Raw genomic sequence first — 19,417 nt, 5'->3', positions numbered from 1 at the left:
CGACCTTTTGCTGGTCTTGAGCGTCTCGTCAGGCCGGGGTGATGGTGACAGGCAGGCTGTCGAGCCCGCGCAGCGTGTTGTTGAAGCGGCGCTTCGGCTCGCCCGTGATCTCGATCTTGGCGATGCGCCGGGCCAGCGCCGTCAGCATGACCTCGCCTTCGAGACGGGCGACGAGCTGGCCGACGCACATGTGGATGCCGGCGCCGAAGCCGACATGGCCGGAGGTGCGGCGGGTGATGTCGTAGCTGTCGGGCTCGTCCCAGCGGCGGGGATCGCGATTGGCGGCGGCGAGGAACATCAGCACCTTCTCGCCCTCAGGAATGCTGGCTCCACTGAACTCGACCTCGCGCGTCGTGGTGCGGAAGAAGGTCTGCACCGGACTTTCGAAGCGCACGGCTTCCTCGAAGGCGTTGCGCGCCAGCGACGGATCGGCCCGCAGCCTCTGGAACTGGTCGGGAAAACGGGCGAGGCAATAGACCGCGGCCCCGATGCCATTGACGGTGGTGTCGAGACCGGCCGACAGCAGCGAGCGCACCAAGAGCGGCGCTTCGGTCGCCGTAATGGCGCCGGTATCGACATGGGCGTGAATGCAGGCGCCGATGCCGCCCGGGGTGAGATTGTCGCGCTGGCACTGCTCGGCGACATAGGCCTGGTGCGGTGCCGAGCGTTCGATCGCCTCCTGGCGCAACTGGTTGGGCGGACCGAAGGCGTTGAACACCACGCTGGCATAGGGAATCAGATGCTCCCGCCCCTCCGGCTTCAGGCCGAGCGCATCCGGAAAGATCGAGAGCGGATAGGCTTCCGCAAGATCCGTGATCGCATCGAAGCTGCGCTTCTCCAGCAGCGCATCGAGACGGGCCTCCGCGGCGGCGGCAAATTGCCCGCGAAGCTGCTTCATCACGGTCGCCGACAACACCGTGCTCAGCACGGCGCGGGTGCGGGTGTGCGCGGGGGGATCGGCCTCCAGGATCAGGCTCGGCGGCCGCCAGGGCTTTTCCTTCTTGAAGTCGGAAAGACCGACGCCACGGCTCGAGCAGAAGGTCATGGGATCGTTGAGAACGGCATGGACCTCGGCGTAGCGCGCCACGCCATAGACATTCCACTTGTCGAGATAGACCACGGGTGCGGCCTCGCGCAGCCGCTCATGGGTCGGGAATGGATCGGCGAAGAAGTCGAGCGCGAACGGATCGACGTCGAGATGCGGGACGGACGCAGCTTCTGTTGCAGTCATCGGGACCTCCCGAGGTTTGATCTTGTCAACACGGGCCGCATATCTATTGCTCCCGGACAGTTTCGCAGCGATGATTTGAGAGATGAGCAGCCAGCCCCTCCCCCGAAAGCCCCGCCGGCCGAGACCGGCCGATCCCGCAGACGCCAGTGACGGCCCGCTGCTGGACCTTGATCGCTATGTGCCGGCGTTCATCACCTTCATCGCCAACAAGCTCTCGAACAGCGCGACCGCGTTCTATCAGAAGCAGTTCGGCGTCAACGTCACGGAATGGCGAATCATGTCGCTGCTTGCGATCGAACCCGGCATTCCGGCGTCGCGAATCTGCCACGTCATCGGCTTCGACAAGGGGCCGGTGAGCCGCAACCTCGCGGCATTGCAGAAGCGCGGCCTGCTGACGATCCGCACCGATCCGAACGACGGCCGCACCCATTCGATCTCGCTGACAGCGAAGGGGCGCGCCACCCACGACAAGGTGATCGTCGCGGCGCTTGAGCGCGAGCGGCGGCTGCTGTCGTGCCTCAGCAAGGACGAGCGCGAGGTGCTGATCGAACTGCTGCGCCGGCTGCACGAAAATCTCGGCGCGGTGACAGGGCAAAGCACGACCTGACGGCGCGGCGGGACCACGGGCGGCGCGCTGCGCCCCCACGGTATTCGTCCGATCTTCCATGCGTGCCGTTCGCGCCGTGCTGCGCAACATTGTCCTCCCAAACGCCTGGCCGTTGACCGGCCCTGTCCCTGATTGGGGTGGAAACTCGCACAGCTTAGTTGCTCTGGCAACTAAAAAGGCGCGTGTGCGGCGCGGCGAGAGGAAGCAGCGGGGACCTGGCGGTTGGACAGCTGAAACTTGGATGATTCGTGCCACGACGCGGTGTCGTCTCGACCTCCGAGCCGGGACCCCACAAATGCTGATGATCGCATGTCGGCGGAACGACGAACTTTGTTCACAGTATCGGCCGCGGAGTATGGGTCCCTGCTTCCGCAGGGACGACCGCAGTCTATGCGGTGCGCCGCTGGCGGGTCACAGGCACAAATCGGCTCACAAGCCCGCGCAGCGGATCGTCTCATCCGACGCGTCATCCTCCAATACCGCCACCGCATCGGCACGGCGCGTCAGCACGGCGCGCTGATTGATGTAGCCCTTGTCGGTGATCTCGCCGCCGTCGACGGACGGCGGGTCGGCGAGCAGCAGCGCGCGCGTGGCGTGGCCGGAGGAGTTGCCGCTCTGCGCCTTCAGCGTCGCCAGCCCCCGCCCGATCGCGGAACGGACCGCCGGATGGCCGATCACCTCCCGCGCATCGGCGCTCTCGGGCAGGCCTGCCAGGGCGCGGCAGGCTGCGATGTTCGGAAACACCAGGAAGCGCACCTCGTCGCCGCCATGGCCGGTGACGACGATGTCCTGCGCGAGCGGCACCAGCGCGGCGATGCCGGCAACGCGCAACGTGCCGACACTGACCCAGGTGCCGGAATTGAGCTTGAAGTCTTCGGCAACGCGGCCGTCGAAGAACAGGCCGCGCTCGGGCCGAGCGGGATCTGCGAAGGTGACGGCGTCGCCGATCTTGTAAAAGCCCTCGGCATCGAAAGCCTCTGCGGTCAGCTCCGGCGCCTTCCAGTAGCCCGGCGTGACGTTGGGGCCGCGCACGCGGACCTCCAGCTTGTCGCCGGAGGTGACGAGCTTCAATTCGGTTCCGGGAATGGGCACACCGATATTGCCGGAGCGTTCGGCGAGGAAATGACAATCGGTGGCGAGCGGCGAGGTTTCGGTCGAGCCCCAGGCCGAAACCATCGGCAACGCACGGCCGACCGTCTCGATGGAAAGCTGCTCCAGGGCATCCCACAGGTTCTGCGGCAGCGCGGCGCCGGCATAGAAGGCGAATCTGGTGCCCTCGAAGAATTTTTTGCGCAATTCCTCGTCGCTGCGCAGCGCCGCGATCAGCATGTCGAAGCCGCGCGGCACGTTGAAATAGACCGTCGGCATCACGCTCTTCAGATTGGCGAGCGACGTCGCGAACAGGCCGGGGGCAGGCTTGCCGCCGTCGATATAGAGCGAGCCGCCATTGCGCAGCACGAGGTTGAAATTGTGGTTGGCGCCGAAGGTGTGGCTCCAGGGCAGCCAGTCGAGGATGACGAGGTTGCCGGGGCCCTCGTCGAGAAAAGTCCAGGTCTGCGCCTTGGCTTGCTGACTGGAGGTCAGCATGCGCTGGGTGTTGATGACCGCCTTGGGCGTGCCGGTCGAGCCTGACGTGAACAGGAGTTTCGCGACCGTGTCCGCCGTCACCGCCGCGAACGCCTTCGCGACCCCGGGCGCTTCCGGCGCGGCAGCGACGGTACGGAACGGCAATGCGTCGGCATCGTCGGGATTACCGCTGACGATGGTTGCGCGATGCAGCGGCTTGATTGCGCCAAGCGCCGCCGCGAACGGCCTCGTGCCCGAGACGTAGATCGCGCCCGGCTCGAGCAGCGCAATCATGCTCCTGAGCTTGTCGAAGTCTCTCGACATCAGCGAATAGGCGGGCGAGATCGCGGCCGAGGGCACGCCCACATGCTGGGCGGCAAGCGCGAGCAGCGCGTGATCGATACTGTTGTCGGAGAGGATGACGAGCGGCCGTTCCGTGCTCAGCCCTTGCGCCAGCACCCACGATGCGGCCCGCCGCACGATGCCGAGCGCGTCGCGATAGCTGACGGTGCTCCAGGGCGCCTCGGCATTGGCGCGCTCGCCGAGAAAGATGCGATCCGGCGCCTGCCGCGCCCAATGCTCCAGCCAGTCGCCGACGCAGCGGGCGCCTTGCTTCAGCGGCGCGGTGGAGTGAACCAGGATGCTGCCGTCGTCGCGACTGATCGCAACGATCGCGGGCGTCGCGAACAGGCTGCTCGGATTGTCTCCGCTGGCGGCGGCCATCGTCATGGTTTCCTCCTCGCCCAAGTCTTGTCACCCGTGTCTTATCGGGATCGCGCTGCAACACGGTGCGGCGCCGCGGTCCCGGCCGGGCTCTTTGGCCATAATGTTGCGGACATCAATTGTTGTCGTCAACAACAATCTTTCCATCGCGACGATGCCGCGCTAGCCTTGCGGTCATGGCAGGCCAGGAAAAGACATCGCGCAAGGCGGCAGGAACGGCAGCGGCAGTCCGCCGCCCCCGGTCGCACAGAACAAATGGCGGGGCGCCCCGCGGCGAGGCCGCCGACGATATCGGCCTCGACGCACTGGCCGGCCACGCCGGCTATGCGGTGCGGCGCTTCCAGATCTGGATCTTTCAGGATTTCATCAAGACGCTCGGCGATGCCGACATCCGGCCGACTCAGTATTCGGTGCTGACGGTGATCGGCGCCAATCCGGGCCTGTCGCAGATGGCGGTGGCCAAGCGCCTCGGCATCGAGCGCGCCCGGCTGGTGCATCTGCTCGACAGCCTCGAAGAACGCGACTTCGTCAGCCGCGTCCCCTCCGCGACCGACCGCCGCTCCCACGCGCTGCATTTGACGGCGCGCGGCAAGACCGCGCTGGCACAGTTCAAGCGGCTCGCCGCCGAGCATGAGCGGCATGTCGCCGAGAAGATCGGCAAGGAAAACCGCGAGCAACTGCTGCAGATCCTCGCCTGCTTCACCTGACCTCGCGACGAGATTTCGGCTTGACCGGATTTGCCTTTAAATTGGGCAGATACTCTCTCATACCGGCCTGCGTCCGTTCCCGACGAGCGTTTCAAGCGACTGATATTGTGCAATAATCCGTCTCGCGGCGGACGCGAGCGAATTGTACACAATGGCATATTGCTTGCTTCGGTCAGGCTGCGATTCCCTTGCGGATGGCGTCCGACGCCTCCCGCTCACGAGATGAGGCCAAGCACGTGACTGAAACTGTCGCCGCGATCGTCGCCGCGCACCGCGCCGGGACCATGACGCCGGCCCAAACCGTGGCGCGCAGCTATCAGCGCATCCGCGACCACAATGACCCCGCCGTGTTCATCAGCCTGCGCGACGAGAAGGACGCGATCGCGGAGGCCGAACGTCTCGCGACGAGATTGCCGCTCTATGGCGTGCCGGTCGCGGTGAAGGACAATATCGACGCGCTGGGCTTTCCGACCACGGCCGCTTGCCCGGCCTTCTCGTACACGCCGGCGCACGATTCGACCGCCGTGGAGCGCGAAACTGCGCGCCGCCGGCGCCATCATCATCGGCAAGACCAATCTCGACCAGTTCGCAACCGGTCTCGTCGGCGTCCGTTCGCCCTACGGCATTCCCAAGAACCCGGTACGCGGCGATCTGGTGCCGGGCGGCTCGAGCTCGGGCTCGGCGGTCGCCGTCGGCGCCGGGCTGGTGCCGCTGTCGCTCGGCACCGACACCGCCGGCTCCGGCCGCGTGCCGGCGATGCTCAACAACATCGTCGGCCTGAAGCCGAGCCTCGGCATGATCTCGACCGCGGGTCTGGTGCCGGCCTGCCGCACGCTCGACTGCATCTCGATCTTCTCGCTCACCGTCGACGACGCGCTGGCGGCGCTCGCCGTCATGTCCGGGCCGGATCACTCCGATCCGTACTCACGCGACCGGCCGATGGCCCCGCTGGCGAGCTTTCCGGCGAAGCCAAAGCTCGGCGTTCCCCAAACCGGCCAGTTGAAATTCTTCGGCGATCATGAGGCCGAGAAGGCCTATGGCGAGGCGTGCAAGCGCTGGCAGGCGCTCGGCGCCGATCTGGTCGAGTTCGACCTCGAGCCGTTCTACGAGACGGCGCGGCTGCTGTATGAGGGGCCCTGGGTCGCCGAGCGCTATCTCGTGATCAAGAACCTGCTCGCCTCCGCGCCCGACACGATCCATCCGGTGACGCGCGAGATCACCGCCGCCGGATCGCGCCCCACGGCCGCGGACACTTTTTCTGCGCTGTACCGCCTCGAGGCGCTGCGCCGCGTCGCCGAGCGCAGCCTTGCGCAACTCGATGCTATCGTACTGCCGACCGCCCCGACCGTCTATTCCACCGCTGACGTGCTCGCCAACCCGATCGAGCTCAACAGCCGTCTCGGCACCTACACCAATTTCGTCAACCTGCTCGACCTGTGTGGCCTGGCGCTGCCGGCCGCGATGCGGCCCGACGGCGCGCCGTTCGGCATCACGCTGCTCGCGCCCGCCGGCCGCGACGCGGAGCTTGCGAGCATCGGCCGCGTGTTCCATGCCGACACCGGACTTACCCTCGGCGCCAAGTCGCTGCCACAACCGCCGCTCGCCGCCGTGCCAGCGCAGGCTGCATCCAGCGAGATCACGATCGCGGTGGTCGGCGCGCATCTTTCCGGCATGGCGCTGAACCACGAGCTGACGACGCTCGATGCGCGCCTGCTTGAAGAAGCGGTCACCGCACCGGACTACAAGCTCTACGCACTCGACACCACGCCGCCCAAACCCGGCATGCTGCGCATCGAGGCCGGTGCCGGCGCATCGATCAAGCTCGAGCTGTGGGCGATGTCACCGGCAGCATTCGGAAAGTTCGTCGCCGCGATCCCGCCGCCGCTGTCGATCGGTACGATCAGGCTCGCCGACGGACGGCAGGCCAAGGGCTTCATCGTCGAGCCGGCCGCGATCCATGACGCCAAGGATATTTCATCCTATGGCGGCTGGCGCGCATTCATGGCGGAGAAGGCGAAGGCATAACCGCCGCGGAAGTGCGTTACCTCGCCGCGCAAGCGGGCGAGGTAAGAAGAAGCTACACCGACACCGCGTAGATCTCGTACTCCCCGCGCACCAATTCGATATGCGCGCGCATCGCCGCTGCCGCACCTTGCTTGTCGCCGCGCATGATGGCGACGACGACGCGGTCGTGCTCGGCATGCGACTTGGCGAGGCGGCCGAGATTGCGGAACTGGGCGCGGCGAAACGGCTGAACCCGGACGCGGGTGGCGAGCGTGATCTCGGCGATGTAGCCGTTCTGCGAACCGGTATAGATCGCGTTGTGGAAGCGCTCGTTGACCTCGTGGAAGCGCTCGGGATTGCCGGTGTAGCTCAGCACCCGCAGCTCCTCGTGGATGGCCTCCAGGCCGTGACGCTCGGCCGCCGACATGCGTTCGGCGGCAAGGCCTGCGCACAACGCCTCGAGCTCCGCCATCGCCTCGAACATACCGGTGAGCCGTTCAAGCGAGGGCCGCGCCACCACGGCGCCGCGATGCGCGCGGGCATCGATCAGGCCGCTGGCGGCAAGCTGCCGCAGCGCTTCGCGCACCGGGGTGCGCGAGACCTTGAAGCGGCGCGCAAGGTCGGTCTCATCGAGCCCCGAGCCCGGCGCCAGCATTCCGCGCACGATCTCGTCGGCAAGTTGAAGACGCAGCTCCTCGGCACGCGTGACCTTCTCGACCAGCGACGACGGCCGATCGATGCGGCGCAGCGCCGGCTCGGACTCGGTGCCCGGCGGTTGCGGCGCGCGGGTCGGAAGATCGTCCAGGCTCATGGCTGAAGCGCCCTTTCAATCACCCTTGCAAAGCCCCCTTGTTCAGACGCTCTTGGGCTCGTCGATGATGCTGACATGGGCCGCGACGACGCGCCAGCCCTCCGGGAAGCGAATCCACGTCTGCATCTGCCGGCCCACTCTACTCGGTGCGCTGTCCCGGTAGAACAGCGTCGAGGCGATCGCGGTGTCGCGGCCATAGGTCGTGATCACCGTCCGCTCGATTTTGCGCATCAGCCCGACCGGCGAGCGTCCGGCGCGAAACGCCATGATCTCGGCATAGCCATAGAGGTTCTCGCCAATGCCGTAACGCAGCGTACGGCGGTCGTCGTGGAAGAGCTCGTCGAGCACCGCGACGTCGTTCGACACCAGCGCCTTCTCGTAGCGCTCAAACTGCGCCGTGACCTCGGCGACCACATCAGGAAGATCGATTTCCATATCAGAGTCCTCTCGGCGCCGGCGCGGCCGCAACGCCCATCTGTTCCAGCGCATAGGCAACCCGCAGCGCGATGTCCTCGCGCCAGGGCGCACAGATGATCTGCACGCCGATCGGCAGCGGCTCGAGCGGCACCGGCACTGCAACGACCGGCAGGCCGATGAACGAGATCGGCTGGGTGTGGATGCCGATATTGGCGCGGACCGGCAACTCGACGCCGTCGAGGTTGAAACTGGCCTGACCGATCCTCGGCGCGGTGCACGGCGTCGCCGGCGCCAGGATCACATCGACCGACTGGAACAGCTCCAGCACCTTCGCGCGATACCAGCGGCGGAATTTTTGCGCCTTGTCGACATAGACCGCCGGAATCATCGCGCCCGCAATGAGACGGTCGCGCACCGCCGGATCGAAATCGTTGGGACGCTTGCGCAGGCGATCGAGATGCAGCGCGGCACCCTCGGTCGTGGTGATGATGTAGGCCGCAGCGCGGGCGCGTGCCGCTTCGGGAATCTCCACGGTCCGCGTGGCACCGAGCGCCTTCGCGACGCGCGCGACTGCCTCTGTCGCCTCCTGAAACAGGTTCTGCTGGAAATAGCCGCCGGCGATCGCAACTCGCAGCCCGCCAATATCATTGGCAAGCAACGGCAAGGTCGGCTCGACCGACTGCACAATGCAGGCGGGATCATCGGCATCAGGTCCCTGCATCACGTCATAGGCGAGCGCGAGATCGGTGACGGAGCGCGCGAACGGGCCGAGATGATCGAGGCTCGCCACGAACGGGAACGACCGCGCCCGCGACAGCCGGCCGTAGGTCGGCTTCAGGCCAAAGATGCCGCAGAACGACGACGGCACGCGGATCGAGCCGTTGGTGTCGGAGCCCAGCGCGAGCGGAACCAGCGCGCCGCCGACGGCGCTGCCCGAGCCGCCCGACGAACCGCCGCTCATCCGCGTGGTGTCATGCGGATTGCGCGAGGGGCCGTCGTGGACGTTCTCGCCGGTGAAGTCGTAGGCGTATTCGCCCATGTTGAGCGCGCCGACGAGGACCGCGCCGGCCGCTTCCATCCGCTCGATCAGCGCCGCATCACGCTTGGCGGGTGCGAGGTCGCGGTTGATCTTCGAGCCCGCGCGGGTGGGCAGGCCTGCGACGTCGAACAGGTTCTTCACCGCGAACGGCACGCCGGCGAGCGGGCCGACCGGTTGACCGGCGGCGATCGCGGCATCGACCGCGCTGGCCCTGGCACGCGCGCGATCGGCGGTGACGTCGGTGAAGGCATTGAGCACCTTGTCATGCGCCGCGATCCGCGCCAGCGCAGCCTCGGTCGCAGCAAGAGCCGTGATCTTGCGGCTCGATACGGCCTGCGCGATCTCGGCGGCCGACATGGGAACGGGAGTTTCGGACATCGCCGTCTCAGGTCGAATAGACGGCGGCCGACACGACGTCGTCCGGCAGCGCGAATTCGTCGACGAGGCGGGCGAGCCGCAGCGAGACCTCGAGGTTGGCGCGCACCGCGGGCCTCCAGGCCTCCTCCAGCGGCAACGCCATCGCGCGGGCAACGGCGTTCATATAGTCGTCGAGATGATCGGTCATTTCGCTCCCAATAACGATTTTGCGCATGATCCATTCGGAAAACCGGTCCCCACTTTTCCGGATCATGTGTCAAGACGCCGGCAGAGGCGGATGCGGAATCGCCGTCAGCAGCTCCCTTGTATAGGCATCCTGCGGATTGCCCAAGACGTGTTCGGATGCACCCTGCTCCACGATGCGGCCGGCGCGCATCACGATGACGCGATCGCACAGCAGGCGCACGACGTTGAGGTCGTGCGACACGAACAAATAGCTCATGCCCATCGACTGCTTGAGGTCCTGCAGCAGATTGAGCACCACGGCCTGGACCGAGACGTCCAGCGCCGCCGTCGGCTCGTCCAGGATGACCAGCTTCGGATGCAGGGCGATGGCCCGGGCGATGCCGACGCGGGCCTTCTGGCCGCCGGAGAGCTGGTGCGGGAAGCGGTCGAGCAGATTGTGCGGCAGGCCGACCATGGTGGCCAGTTCCTCGCAGCGGGCGCGGAGCGCGTCGCGCCCCTTGATGTCACCCAGTTGCATGATCGGGTCGGCGATGGCGCGCGCGGCGGTGAAGCGCGGGTTGAGGCTGTCGGTCGGATCCTGGAACACCATCTGGATACGGCTGCGCTGCGGCAGCCGCGCGAACGACTGCGGTGCGATGCCGCCGACGTCCTCGCCGTCGAACATGATGCGGCCGGAGGTCTGGTCGAGCAGGCGCATCACCATCATCGACGTCGTCGATTTGCCGCAGCCGGATTCGCCGACGAGGCCGACGCTCTCGCCATGGCCGATCGAGAAGCTGATGCCGTCGACGGCGCGGAACACGTCGGGCTCGACCGGCGGCTTGCGGCGGAACAGTTTTCCGAGCGTGGCGGTCGCGCCCTGGCGGGGATATTCCTTGACCAGCTTGTCGACTGATAGGAGGGGCTCTATCGGCCCCCTCTCCTCGTTCTTTACGGGGAAAGGGTTGGGGTGAGGGGCCGGATCCGCGGGCACGACCCGCGGAGAGCCCCCCTCACCCGCCACGCTCTGGCGCGCAAGTGCGCTGCCGAGCGTGTCGGCCTCTCCCCGCAAGCGGGGAGAGGCGAGAGGATCCTCCTCCGGCAACAGATCCCGTAGCGACACCCCGAGCCGCGGCGTCGCGCGCATCAGCTTCTTGGTGTAGGGGTGCTGCGGATTGGCGAAGATGTCGGCGGCTTTCGCGGTTTCGACCACGCGGCCCTTCTCCATCACGACGACGCGGTCGCAATAGGCGGCGGCCAGGCCGAGGTCATGCGTGATCAGGATCGTCGACATCGCGCGGCGCTTCGTCAGCTCGACGATCAGATCCATCACCGCCTTCTGCGTGGTGACGTCGAGCCCGGTGGTCGGCTCGTCGGCGATCAGGAGCTGCGGATTGCAGGCGAGCGCGAGCGCGATGACGACGCGCTGGCACATGCCGCCCGAGAGCTCGAAGGGATAGGCGTGGTAGCGCTCGCGCGGGCGGGCGATCTTGACCTGCTCCAGCGCCTCGATCGCCTTCTCGCCGTGATCGGCCACCTGGGCCTGCTGCACATGGGTGCGCAGCACGTCCTCGATCTGGTCGCCGACTTTCCGGATCGGATTGAGCGCCGCGCGCGGGTTCTGGAAGATCATCGAGACTTCGCGGCCGCGGAGGTCGCGCATCTGGTCTTCGGTCGCGGCCTTCACGTCGATGCCGGAGAACATCACCGAGCCCTCGGCGATCCGCCCGGCACGGTCGAGGATGCGCATCACGGCATAGGAGGTCACCGACTTGCCGGAGCCGGACTCGCCGACGATGGCGAGCGTCTCGCCCCTGGCGACGGAGATATTGACGTGCTGTACGGCTTTGACGATGCCGCGACGGGTGGTGAATTCGACCGTGAGGTCCTTCACGTCGAGCAGGGGCTGCGCGGTCATGCGCACTCCTCCTCGTGGGGTGCGTCATCCAAAAATCCGCAAAACAACCCCATGCAAAGCAGTGGAGCAGTAACATGATACCGGACCGGGACAGGCATCATGTTCTCCGCTGACGCGCTTTGTTTCCTCTCCCCGTTCTTACGGGGTCGAGACGAGCGAAGCTCGCTCTTAGAGGGCTAGGGTGAGGGGCCTCTAGCAGCGAACTCAACTGGCCGAGGAGTTCGCGGAGACTCCCCCTCACCCGGATCGCATTCCATGCGATCCGGCCTCTCCCCGCAGGCGGGGCGAGGCGAAGGAAGAGGTGGCACAGGCTGGAGATCATCGTCACGTCCTCCGCTGGGGATCGACGATGTCGCGCAGGCCGTCGCCGAGCAGGTTGAAGCAGAACACGGCGATCATCAGGGCAAGGCCGGGGAATAGTGCGATCCACCATTCCCCTGACACCATGAAGCCCGCGCCCTCCGCGACCATGATGCCCCATTCGGCCGTCGGCGGGCGGACGCCGAGGCCGATGAAGGACAGGCCCGCGGCGTTGAGGATGGCATAGCCCATGGTCAGCGACATCTGCACGATCATGATCGGCATGATGTTCGGCAGGATGTGCACCAGGAGGATACGGAATTCGCCGTTGCCCGACAGGCGCGCCGCCTGCACGAAACCGGCGTTGCGGCGGACATTGGCTTCGGCACGCGCCACGCGGGCATAGAGCGGGAAGTTGACGATGGCGGTCGCCAGGATGATGTTCTGCACGGTGTTGCCGAGCGCGGCGACGATGCCCATGGCGAGCACGAACAGCGGGAAGGCCATGATGGTATCGGCAATGCGGCCGACGATACGGTCGGTCCAGCCGCCGAAATAGCCGGCGGCGATGCCGGCGAGCCCGCCCATCAGGAACACCAGCGCCACCGAGGCAACCGCGATGAAGACGTCGAGCCGGGTTGCGACGATGACGCGACTGAAGATGTCGCGCCCGAGCTGGTCGGTGCCGAACCAGTGCGCCGCCGACGGCGGCTTCAGGGCCGCGGCGGTGTCGGAGGCGAGCGGATCGTACGGCACCACATAGGGGCCGAAGATCGCGGCGGCGAGGATCAGGATCAGCAGCGCAAAGGCGAAGCCCGTAACCTTGTTCTCGCCGAGCACGTAGCGGGTCTGTTCCAACGCCGCGGCAAGCCCCGACGTGCGGGCGGGACCTGCGGGTTCGACGGTTGGAGCTACGGTGCTCATGCTCTAGCCCTCCAGCCTGACGCGCGGATCGATCACGCCATAGAGAATGTCGATCACGAGGTTGAGCAGCACGTACATGACCGCCATGGTCAGCACGAAACCCTGCACCGGTGCGAAGTCCGACGAGATCAGTGCTTCCACGGCATAGGAGCCAATGCCGGGCCAGGCGAAGACTTTCTCCACCAGCACGTTGGCCCCCAGCAGGAACGAGAACACCATGCTGAGCGTGGTGATGACCGGCAGCATTGCGTTGCGGAAGGCGTAGGTGACGATCACGGTTGCGGGCGACAGGCCGCTGGCGCGCGCGGTGCGGACGAACTCGCTGGCGAGCACCGCCAGCATCGAGGCGCGCGTCATGCGCGCGATCGGCGCCAGCGAGAAGATCGCGAGCGTCGTCGCCGGCAGGATCAGCTGGCTCAGCGCCGAGCGGAATGCCTCGACGTCGCGCGCGAGCAGAGTGTCGATCAGGTAAAAGCCGGTCACCGTCGGCGGCGCGCTGTAGAACACGTCGAGACGGCCGAGCGGCGCGGGCGACCAGCCGAGCCGGAAATAGAACACGTAGACCAGCACGAGGCCGGTGAAGAACACGGGGAGCGACACGCCGGCCGTCGTCGTCACCCGGCAGAGATGGTCGATCCACGATCCCGGCCGGGTTGCCGCGAGCACGCCGAGCGGAATGGCGATCGCGATCGAGACGAAAAGGCCAAGCAAGGTCAACTCGGCGGACGCCGGCAGGCGGTTGCGGATTTCGGCCGCGACCGGCTGGCCCGTGGTGAGCGATGAGCCGAGATCGCCGTGGGCGAGATCGGTGCTGTAGCGCACGAACTGCTCGATCAGCGGCTTGTCGAAGCCGAGCTTCTTCCGGATCTGGTCGACCGCCTCCTTGGTGGCCGCGGGGCCAGCAAAATACGCCGCGGGATCACCCGGCAGCGCACGCGTCAAAAGGAACGTCACGATCACGACCCCGATCAGCGAGGGGATCGCGAACAGCAACCGCTTGCCGATCATCGCAAGCATGAGCGTCTCACCCCTTCGCCATCGCGCGATAATCCAGGCGGCGGTGGAACCAGTATTGGTAGCCGCTGATGTTCTTCTGCATCGCGACGTTGACGAAGGGCTGGTACAGCGGGATGCGCGGCAGGTCGGTGTAGGCGAGATCGACGAAGCCCTTCACGTCCTTGTCGTAGGTCGCCGTGTCGCCGGTCGCAGCGGCCGTGCGCGCGCCATCGATCAGCTTGTCCATCTCCGCCGACTTGTAGCTCATGGTGTTGAAGACGGAATTGTTGCCGTGATAGCACCAGTAGAAGAAGTACTCGGGATAATCGAGCCAGCCCGAGAACACGTTGGTGAAGAGCGGCATCTCCTTCTTGTTCAGCTCGGTGCGCCAGTTGGCGCCGGGCACCTTGTTGATGGTGGTCTTGATGCCGAGCTGGGCGAGCGATTCCTGCACCAGCACGCAGAGCGGCTCGTTGACGCCCGCGAAGTTGAGGTCGAACGAGATCGTGGTCTCGAAGCCGTTGGCGTAGCCGGCCTCGGCCAGCAGCGCCTTCGCCTTCTCCATGTCGGTGTTGAACTTGTGCGGCTGCGGCCAGGCGACTTCGGTCGGCTTGTCCTTCGGCGCGCCGAACATGGGATTGCCGAGCCCGAACAGCACGGCGTCCATGATCTTCTGATACGGCATCGCATAGGCCATCGCCTGCCGCACCTTCGGATTGTCGAAGGGCGGCTTGGTCACGTTCATGCCGATATACTGGATGCCGTTCGAGAACGGCAGCGACACCACGTTGAGCTTGCCGCTCGCCTTCATCTCCTGGAAATCCTTGAACGGCAGCTCATAGGAGATGTCGGCGTCGCCGCGCTCGAGCAGCGCGCGGCGGTTGCCGGCCTGCGGCACCATGCGCCAGATCACGCGCTTGATCTTCGGCAGAGGCCCGCCGACCCAGTCGTCGTTGCGCTCCATCACCACTTCGGTGCCGGCGGTCCACTTCACCACCTTGTAGGCGCCGGAGCCCGCGGTCTGCTGCTTGGTGAACTCGAGACCCCAGGGATCCTTCTCGCTGGCGTTCTTCTTCACCAGCTCGGAATTGACGATGCAGGGCACGATGACGGCAAGATCGGGGATCGTGAGCTTGTCCTTCTTCAGGAAGTCGACGCGTACCGTGTGATCGTCGATCACGACGAACTGCTCGGGCTTGGTCAGCGAACCCGCGCTCATCTGGAAGGTCGGGAAACCGCCGACGCTGACGGCGCGGTCGAGCGACCACTTCACGTCCTTGGCGGTGACCGGCGCGCCGTCGTGGAATTTGGCGTTCTTCCTGAGCTTGAAGGTGACCGACATGTCGTCGATCTTGAAGTCCTCGGCGAGCTCGCCCTTGAACTTGTCGCGATCGTAATAGGGCACGCCGCCGGGGCCACTCTTCATCTCGTGGCTGATCAGGCGGTCGTAGCAATTCCAGGACACCTCGTAGCCGGGCACGTTGGTGCCGACGCCGTGGATGTCGAGATTGTTGGGGCCGCCCTCCGAGACGATCAGCAGCGTCTCCGAGCGGGCATCGGCCTTGGCCGGCGACCAGATCGCGGGTGCGGTCGGCGCCAACGCCCCCGCTGCCAGTCCGGACACCGATTTGAGGAAGTCGCGACGCTTCATGTGATGCTCCAACGCCTTTGAGAATGGCCTTGGAACTCGGATCGCAAGGATTGTGCCAACCCTTAACGAAACCTTATGTCCTGCTAATGCCTTGCTGGGGCGAAAGAAAACGCCAACCGGTATCGCGATCGGGCAAAATCTCAGATCGCCGATTGCATACAAAGGCAGGCCATATGCTCAATAGATGAGCAAGAAATGGCTTCTGCTTGCTTTGTGGCCGGCAATGAAGGCCGCGCGCTGAAGCGCGCTAATCCGGCCAGATCAGCTCCTGCAGTTGCACGAGATCATCGACCCGGTCCGGCCAGCCCGCGATGCAGATGTGCCGGAGCGGATCGCTGGCGGAGTGCAGCATCAGGAGTGCCATCAGCCGCCGCTTCAGGGTGAACGTCACCTCGGTGCGCGGGATGCCGAAGCCATCGAACAGGCTGCGCACAAGCCGCGGATGCCCGGCGGCCATGAAGGCGCTGGGACCGAGCAGGTCGTACTCGTCCCACCCCGTCCGGACGTCGCCGAAGTCGAACAGGCCGGCAACGTGCCAGCCGTCGGCCCGGCGCCCGAGCAGAAAATTCTCGGGAATGTATTCGCCGATCAGGATCACCGGCGGCGCATCCATCGGAATCAGCTGAGTGGCGTCACGCAGCAGATCGTCGAGCGAGGTGAGGAACTTCGCCGGCAGGCCGAGCCGTTCGTGCCGCGCCCGGCACTGCGCGATCTGCCCGCGCATGAAGGCCTCCCAGCGCGGCTCGATCGCGAGCAAGCCGCCGGGCGGCACGCGCTGCACCTCGGCGATCACGGCCCCGATCTCGGCGAGCACGCGCTCGCGCTCGGCTTCCGACAACGATGGCCAGACCTCCGAGCCGACGGTGCCGGACAGGCGGGTGATGACGAGATAAGGCCAGCCGTCACGCTCGCCCTGCGCGACAAGATCAGGAATCGGAATGCCGAGCCGTCCGCGCAACTCGGCAAGCGCGCCGCGCTCGGACACGAATTGCGGGCGCAGAAACGGGGGGAAGAGTTTGAGGATCAGGCCATCGTCCAGCCCGACCACCAGATTGGTGCCGGTCGAGAACACGTGCGGCGCGAAGCACGACAGCCCGTGGCCGTCAGCAATATCGCGCGCGACCGGCAGCCAGCGCGACGTGTCGCCGCGCCAGGCGCGGTAGCTGTCGTAGTCGGTGAGGAGAGGAAGCGGCATTCGCGATGTCATCGTAGCCCGGATGCAGCGCAGCGCAATCCGGGATTCTGCGCCACCTAAAAGACCGGCCCCGGATTTCGCTTCGCTTCATCCGAGCTACGAACTCTTCTCCTTCCCCCTGAAAGGGGGAAGGTCGGGATGGGGGTCTGCCACAGGCGTGATCGCTCGTGGAGAGAGCAGATCCCCACCCGCTTTGCCCTGGCGAGCAAAGCGACCTCCCCTTTTCAAGGGGAGGTAAGACAACGCATTCCCTCACCGGTCCGGATTGGCGCGCTCGAACTGGCGCAAGAGGCGGTTGCCGCGCTCGACGGCGTTGTCCATCGCGGCCTGCGCCGATCGCTTGCCGGCGAACACCTGCTCGAGCTCCTCCTCGATCACGTCGCGGATCAGGACGAACGAGCCGAGCCGGATGCCCTTCGAATTGTCGGTCGGTGGCTTCAGCGTCACCTCCTCGATCGAGATCGAGGCGCCGGGATTGCGATCGTAGAAACCCTGCGCGCGGGTCAGATCGAATGCGGCGCGGGTGATCGGCAGGTAGCCCGTGTTCTGGTGCCAGGTGGCCTGCACCTCCGGCCGCGACAGATAGGCGAAGAACTTCGCCACGCCGGCATATTCGGCGCGCGGACGGTCGCGCAGCACCCAAAGCGTGGCGCCGCCGATGATCGAGTTCTGCGGCGCGTCCTTCACGTCGGGCCAGTACGGCATCATGCCGTAGCCGATCTCGAACTTCGAATTCGCCTTGATGTCGGCACGCGTCGCCGAGGAGCCAATGAAGATGCCGCATTCGCCCTTCTGGAAGCGCGGCTCGGCTGATTGCCCGCGGCCGCTGTAGTCGAAGGTCTTGTCGGCCTGCCACTGCGCGAGCTGCGCGATGTGGCGCACCACCAGCGGATTGTTGAAGATCAGCTGGGCGTCGAGCCCGGAAAACCCGTTGGCCTTGGTTGCGATCGGCAGGTTGTGGAAGGCGGAGAAGTTCTCGACATTGATCCAGGACGGCCATGACGTGGTCACGCCGCACATCGCGCCCGCCGCGCGCAGCCGCTTGGCCACGACGCCGAGCTCCGGCCAGGTCCTCGGCGGCACACTCGGATCGAGCCCGGCGGAGCGGAACATATCCTTGTTGTAGTAGAGGATCGGCGTCGAGGCATTGAAGGGGAACGACAGCATGTTGCCGTCGACATCGGCATAATAGCCGGCCACCGCGGGCAGATAGGCCGACGGCGCGAACGCCTCGGATTGATCGCGCATCAGGCTGAACACCGGATAGATCGCGCCCTTGGCCGCAGTCATGGTGGCGGTGGCGACCTCGTTGACCTGGACGATCGCCGGCTGGCTGCGGGAGCGGAAGGCGAAGATCGCGGCCGTCACCGTCTCGGTGTAATTGCCCTTGTAGGCCGGCACGATCCGGTAGTCGGACTGCGAGGCGTTGAAGTCGGAGGCGAGCTTGTCGAGCTGCCGGCCGAGCTCGCCGGACATGGCGTGCCACCACATGATCTCGGTGGCCGCTCGCGCCGGCGACACAAGCAGAAGAGCCGCGATGACGAGGTGCAGGAGCTTAAAGGCGAGCTTCAAAGCGAACTTCACGACGAGCCGTTCCCGGATGCCAACACGCCCTCATAAGGCGCTACAACCGCAGATTCAACCGACACCGCAGGTTGCACCGCGGATTTAACGTTTGGCCGATGGCGAACCAGCGCCATTCTGCTAAAAATGCGTTGAACCTTTTCTTCCCGCCCTGGACACAAATCACAAGGGGAATAGTAGCCTGTGTACCGCCGCGCCGGCCTTTCGCGGATAACGATGCTTGCCGTCGCGCTGTCATGGGCAGCGGTCCCGGCGAGCGCTTTTGCGCGCGAATTCCGGACCGCGGATACCCAGAATGAGGACTATCCGACCGTCCAGGCGCTGAATTACATGGACCGCCTGATCGCTGAACGCACTGCCGGCCGGCACCGCATCGTGGTCTTCCATTCCCGCCAGCTCGGTGAGGAGAAGGAGACGCTGGAGCAGACCCGGGCCGGCGCTATCGACCTGAACCGGACCAATGTCGCGCTGATCGGGACAATGGTGCCGTCGGTCAACGTGCTGGCAATGCCGTTCCTGTTTCGATCGCCCGAACACCTGCAAACCGTGCTGGATGGACCGATCGGCAGCGAGATCCTGAACAGTCTCGGGGATCACGGCTTCGTCGGGCTGGCCTTCTACGATTCCGGCGCCCGCTCGATCTATAACAGCGTGCGCCCGGTGCGTTCGCTCGACGACCTCAAGGGACTGCGGGTGCGCGTGCAGCAATCCGAACGGATGTCGGACATGATGCGCGCGCTCGGCGCCGAACCGGTCGAGCTGCCCTACGGGCAGGTGCTCACCGGGCTTGCCAACCACCTGATCGACGGCGCCGAGAACAACTGGCCGTCCTTCGTGACCACCGGTCACTATAAATATGCCGGCTACTACACGCTGACCCGGCACACTTTCAGTCCGGACGTGCTGCTGATGTCGCAAAAGGCCTGGGCCAGCCTCTCGCCGGAGGAGCAAACGATCTTCCGCGAGGCCGCGCAACGCTCCAGCGCCTACATGCGCGAGAGGTGGCGCGAGCTCGAGGAGCGCTCGCGCCAGCAGGCGGAGCTGGCCGGCGTCAAGATCGTGACCGACATCGACCGCAAGCCGTTCGAAGCCGCAATGGCCGGCATCTACGCCGAGGCCGAGCGCGATCCTGCGATATCGGCGCTGATCGAGCGCATCCGCAACATGGAGTAACCGGATCTTGGACGCACAACAGCAGGAC

At 65.8% G+C, this 19,417-nt stretch carries 15 protein-coding genes and 1 pseudogene; 4 read left to right on the top strand and 12 right to left on the bottom strand.

Annotated elements, in window-relative coordinates; genetic code table 11:
- Positions 1-28 precede the first annotated feature (28 nt).
- Positions 29-1,231, bottom strand: a complete 1,203-nt coding sequence (locus tag RX327_RS04285) for a cytochrome P450 (RefSeq protein WP_317249568.1) — start codon at positions 1,229-1,231, stop codon at positions 29-31.
- A gap of 82 nt (positions 1,232-1,313) precedes the next feature.
- Here RX327_RS04285 and RX327_RS04280 point away from each other — a divergent pair, with 82 nt between their 5' ends.
- Positions 1,314-1,838, top strand: a complete 525-nt coding sequence (locus RX327_RS04280; protein ID WP_317249567.1) for a MarR family winged helix-turn-helix transcriptional regulator — start codon at positions 1,314-1,316, stop codon at positions 1,836-1,838.
- 429 nt (positions 1,839-2,267) lie between these two features.
- Here the strand turns inward: RX327_RS04280 and RX327_RS04275 are convergent, their stop codons facing one another.
- Complete coding sequence (locus RX327_RS04275) at positions 2,268-4,127, bottom strand: feruloyl-CoA synthase (RefSeq protein WP_317251200.1); 1,860 nt, start codon at positions 4,125-4,127, stop codon at positions 2,268-2,270.
- A gap of 176 nt (positions 4,128-4,303) precedes the next feature.
- Here RX327_RS04275 and RX327_RS04270 point away from each other — a divergent pair, with 176 nt between their 5' ends.
- Together RX327_RS04270 and atzF are read left to right on the top strand one after the other, a co-directional pair.
- Complete coding sequence (locus tag RX327_RS04270; protein WP_317249566.1) at positions 4,304-4,834, top strand: MarR family winged helix-turn-helix transcriptional regulator; 531 nt, start codon at positions 4,304-4,306, stop codon at positions 4,832-4,834.
- A gap of 194 nt (positions 4,835-5,028) precedes the next feature.
- A pseudogene (atzF, locus tag RX327_RS04265) lies at positions 5,029-6,859 on the top strand (allophanate hydrolase).
- Positions 6,860-6,911: 52 nt separating this feature from the next.
- On the opposite strand, the gene RX327_RS04260 reads toward atzF, so the two are convergent.
- The 10 genes from RX327_RS04260 to ugpB form a co-directional block, all read right to left on the bottom strand.
- Positions 6,912-7,649, bottom strand: coding sequence for a GntR family transcriptional regulator (locus tag RX327_RS04260; protein WP_317249565.1), 738 nt, complete (start codon positions 7,647-7,649; stop codon positions 6,912-6,914).
- 42 nt (positions 7,650-7,691) lie between these two features.
- Positions 7,692-8,084, bottom strand: a complete 393-nt coding sequence (gene hpxZ, locus RX327_RS04255) for an oxalurate catabolism protein HpxZ (protein WP_317249564.1) — start codon at positions 8,082-8,084, stop codon at positions 7,692-7,694.
- Position 8,085: 1 nt separating this feature from the next.
- Positions 8,086-9,483 (bottom strand): AtzE family amidohydrolase, encoded by a 1,398-nt coding sequence (locus RX327_RS04250; RefSeq protein ID WP_317249563.1) that lies wholly within the window; start codon positions 9,481-9,483, stop codon positions 8,086-8,088.
- Positions 9,484-9,490: 7 nt separating this feature from the next.
- Positions 9,491-9,670, bottom strand: coding sequence for a DUF4089 domain-containing protein (locus tag RX327_RS04245; protein ID WP_317249562.1), 180 nt, complete (start codon positions 9,668-9,670; stop codon positions 9,491-9,493).
- A 69-nt stretch (positions 9,671-9,739) separates the two neighbouring features.
- The gene (locus RX327_RS04240) at positions 9,740-11,566 is read right to left on the bottom strand and encodes an ABC transporter ATP-binding protein (RefSeq protein ID WP_317249561.1); all 1,827 of its coding nucleotides are present in this window, start codon (positions 11,564-11,566) and stop codon (positions 9,740-9,742) included.
- 324 nt (positions 11,567-11,890) lie between these two features.
- Entirely contained in the window at positions 11,891-12,790 is a 900-nt protein-coding gene (locus RX327_RS04235) for an ABC transporter permease (RefSeq protein WP_317249560.1), read from the bottom strand.
- Positions 12,791-12,793: 3 nt separating this feature from the next.
- A complete protein-coding gene (locus RX327_RS04230) occupies positions 12,794-13,807 on the bottom strand; it encodes an ABC transporter permease (protein ID WP_317249559.1) in 1,014 nt (337 codons plus the stop codon).
- A 7-nt stretch (positions 13,808-13,814) separates the two neighbouring features.
- Positions 13,815-15,437: an ABC transporter substrate-binding protein gene (locus RX327_RS04225; RefSeq protein WP_317249558.1), complete on the bottom strand. Its 1,623-nt coding sequence runs from the start codon at positions 15,435-15,437 to the stop codon at positions 13,815-13,817.
- 247 nt (positions 15,438-15,684) lie between these two features.
- Positions 15,685-16,632: an aminoglycoside 3'-phosphotransferase/choline kinase family protein gene (locus tag RX327_RS04220; protein WP_317249557.1), complete on the bottom strand. Its 948-nt coding sequence runs from the start codon at positions 16,630-16,632 to the stop codon at positions 15,685-15,687.
- 252 nt (positions 16,633-16,884) lie between these two features.
- On the bottom strand, positions 16,885-18,123 hold the full coding sequence (gene ugpB, locus RX327_RS04215; protein WP_410712173.1) for a sn-glycerol-3-phosphate ABC transporter substrate-binding protein UgpB: 1,239 nt from the start codon (positions 18,121-18,123) through the stop codon (positions 16,885-16,887).
- A 309-nt stretch (positions 18,124-18,432) separates the two neighbouring features.
- On the opposite strand from ugpB, the gene RX327_RS04210 reads away from it, so the two are divergent.
- Complete coding sequence (locus RX327_RS04210) at positions 18,433-19,389, top strand: TRAP transporter substrate-binding protein (protein ID WP_317249555.1); 957 nt, start codon at positions 18,433-18,435, stop codon at positions 19,387-19,389.
- Positions 19,390-19,417: the final 28 nt, after the last annotated feature.

This window comes from Bradyrhizobium sp. BEA-2-5 (genome assembly GCF_032918025.1).
Taxonomy (GTDB): domain Bacteria; phylum Pseudomonadota; class Alphaproteobacteria; order Rhizobiales; family Xanthobacteraceae; genus Bradyrhizobium; species Bradyrhizobium pachyrhizi.
Note: the sequence above shows the minus strand (reverse complement) of the source record. Positions and strands in the feature narration are given on the sequence as shown.

What these genes read in the sequence shown, in the direction of transcription:
- RX327_RS04230 (WP_317249559.1), bottom strand. Translation starts at nt 13,807, where the DNA reads ATGCTTGCGATGATCGGCAAGCGGTTGCTGTTCGCGATCCCCTCGCTG.
- RX327_RS04240 (WP_317249561.1), bottom strand. Translation starts at nt 11,566, where the DNA reads ATGACCGCGCAGCCCCTGCTCGACGTGAAGGACCTCACGGTCGAATTC.
- RX327_RS04220 (WP_317249557.1), bottom strand. Translation starts at nt 16,632, where the DNA reads ATGCCGCTTCCTCTCCTCACCGACTACGACAGCTACCGCGCCTGGCGC.
- RX327_RS04245 (WP_317249562.1), bottom strand. Translation starts at nt 9,670, where the DNA reads ATGACCGATCATCTCGACGACTATATGAACGCCGTTGCCCGCGCGATG.
- hpxZ (WP_317249564.1), bottom strand. Translation starts at nt 8,084, where the DNA reads ATGGAAATCGATCTTCCTGATGTGGTCGCCGAGGTCACGGCGCAGTTT.
- RX327_RS04235 (WP_317249560.1), bottom strand. Translation starts at nt 12,790, where the DNA reads ATGAGCACCGTAGCTCCAACCGTCGAACCCGCAGGTCCCGCCCGCACG.
- ugpB (WP_410712173.1), bottom strand. Translation starts at nt 18,123, where the DNA reads ATGTGGTGGCACGCCATGTCCGGCGAGCTCGGCCGGCAGCTCGACAAG.
- RX327_RS04285 (WP_317249568.1), bottom strand. Translation starts at nt 1,231, where the DNA reads ATGACTGCAACAGAAGCTGCGTCCGTCCCGCATCTCGACGTCGATCCG.
- RX327_RS04280 (WP_317249567.1), top strand. Translation starts at nt 1,314, where the DNA reads ATGAGCAGCCAGCCCCTCCCCCGAAAGCCCCGCCGGCCGAGACCGGCC.
- RX327_RS04210 (WP_317249555.1), top strand. Translation starts at nt 18,433, where the DNA reads ATGCTTGCCGTCGCGCTGTCATGGGCAGCGGTCCCGGCGAGCGCTTTT.
- RX327_RS04270 (WP_317249566.1), top strand. Translation starts at nt 4,304, where the DNA reads ATGGCAGGCCAGGAAAAGACATCGCGCAAGGCGGCAGGAACGGCAGCG.
- RX327_RS04250 (WP_317249563.1), bottom strand. Translation starts at nt 9,483, where the DNA reads ATGTCCGAAACTCCCGTTCCCATGTCGGCCGCCGAGATCGCGCAGGCC.
- RX327_RS04275 (WP_317251200.1), bottom strand. Translation starts at nt 4,127, where the DNA reads ATGGCCGCCGCCAGCGGAGACAATCCGAGCAGCCTGTTCGCGACGCCC.
- RX327_RS04260 (WP_317249565.1), bottom strand. Translation starts at nt 7,649, where the DNA reads ATGAGCCTGGACGATCTTCCGACCCGCGCGCCGCAACCGCCGGGCACC.
- RX327_RS04225 (WP_317249558.1), bottom strand. Translation starts at nt 15,437, where the DNA reads ATGAAGCGTCGCGACTTCCTCAAATCGGTGTCCGGACTGGCAGCGGGG.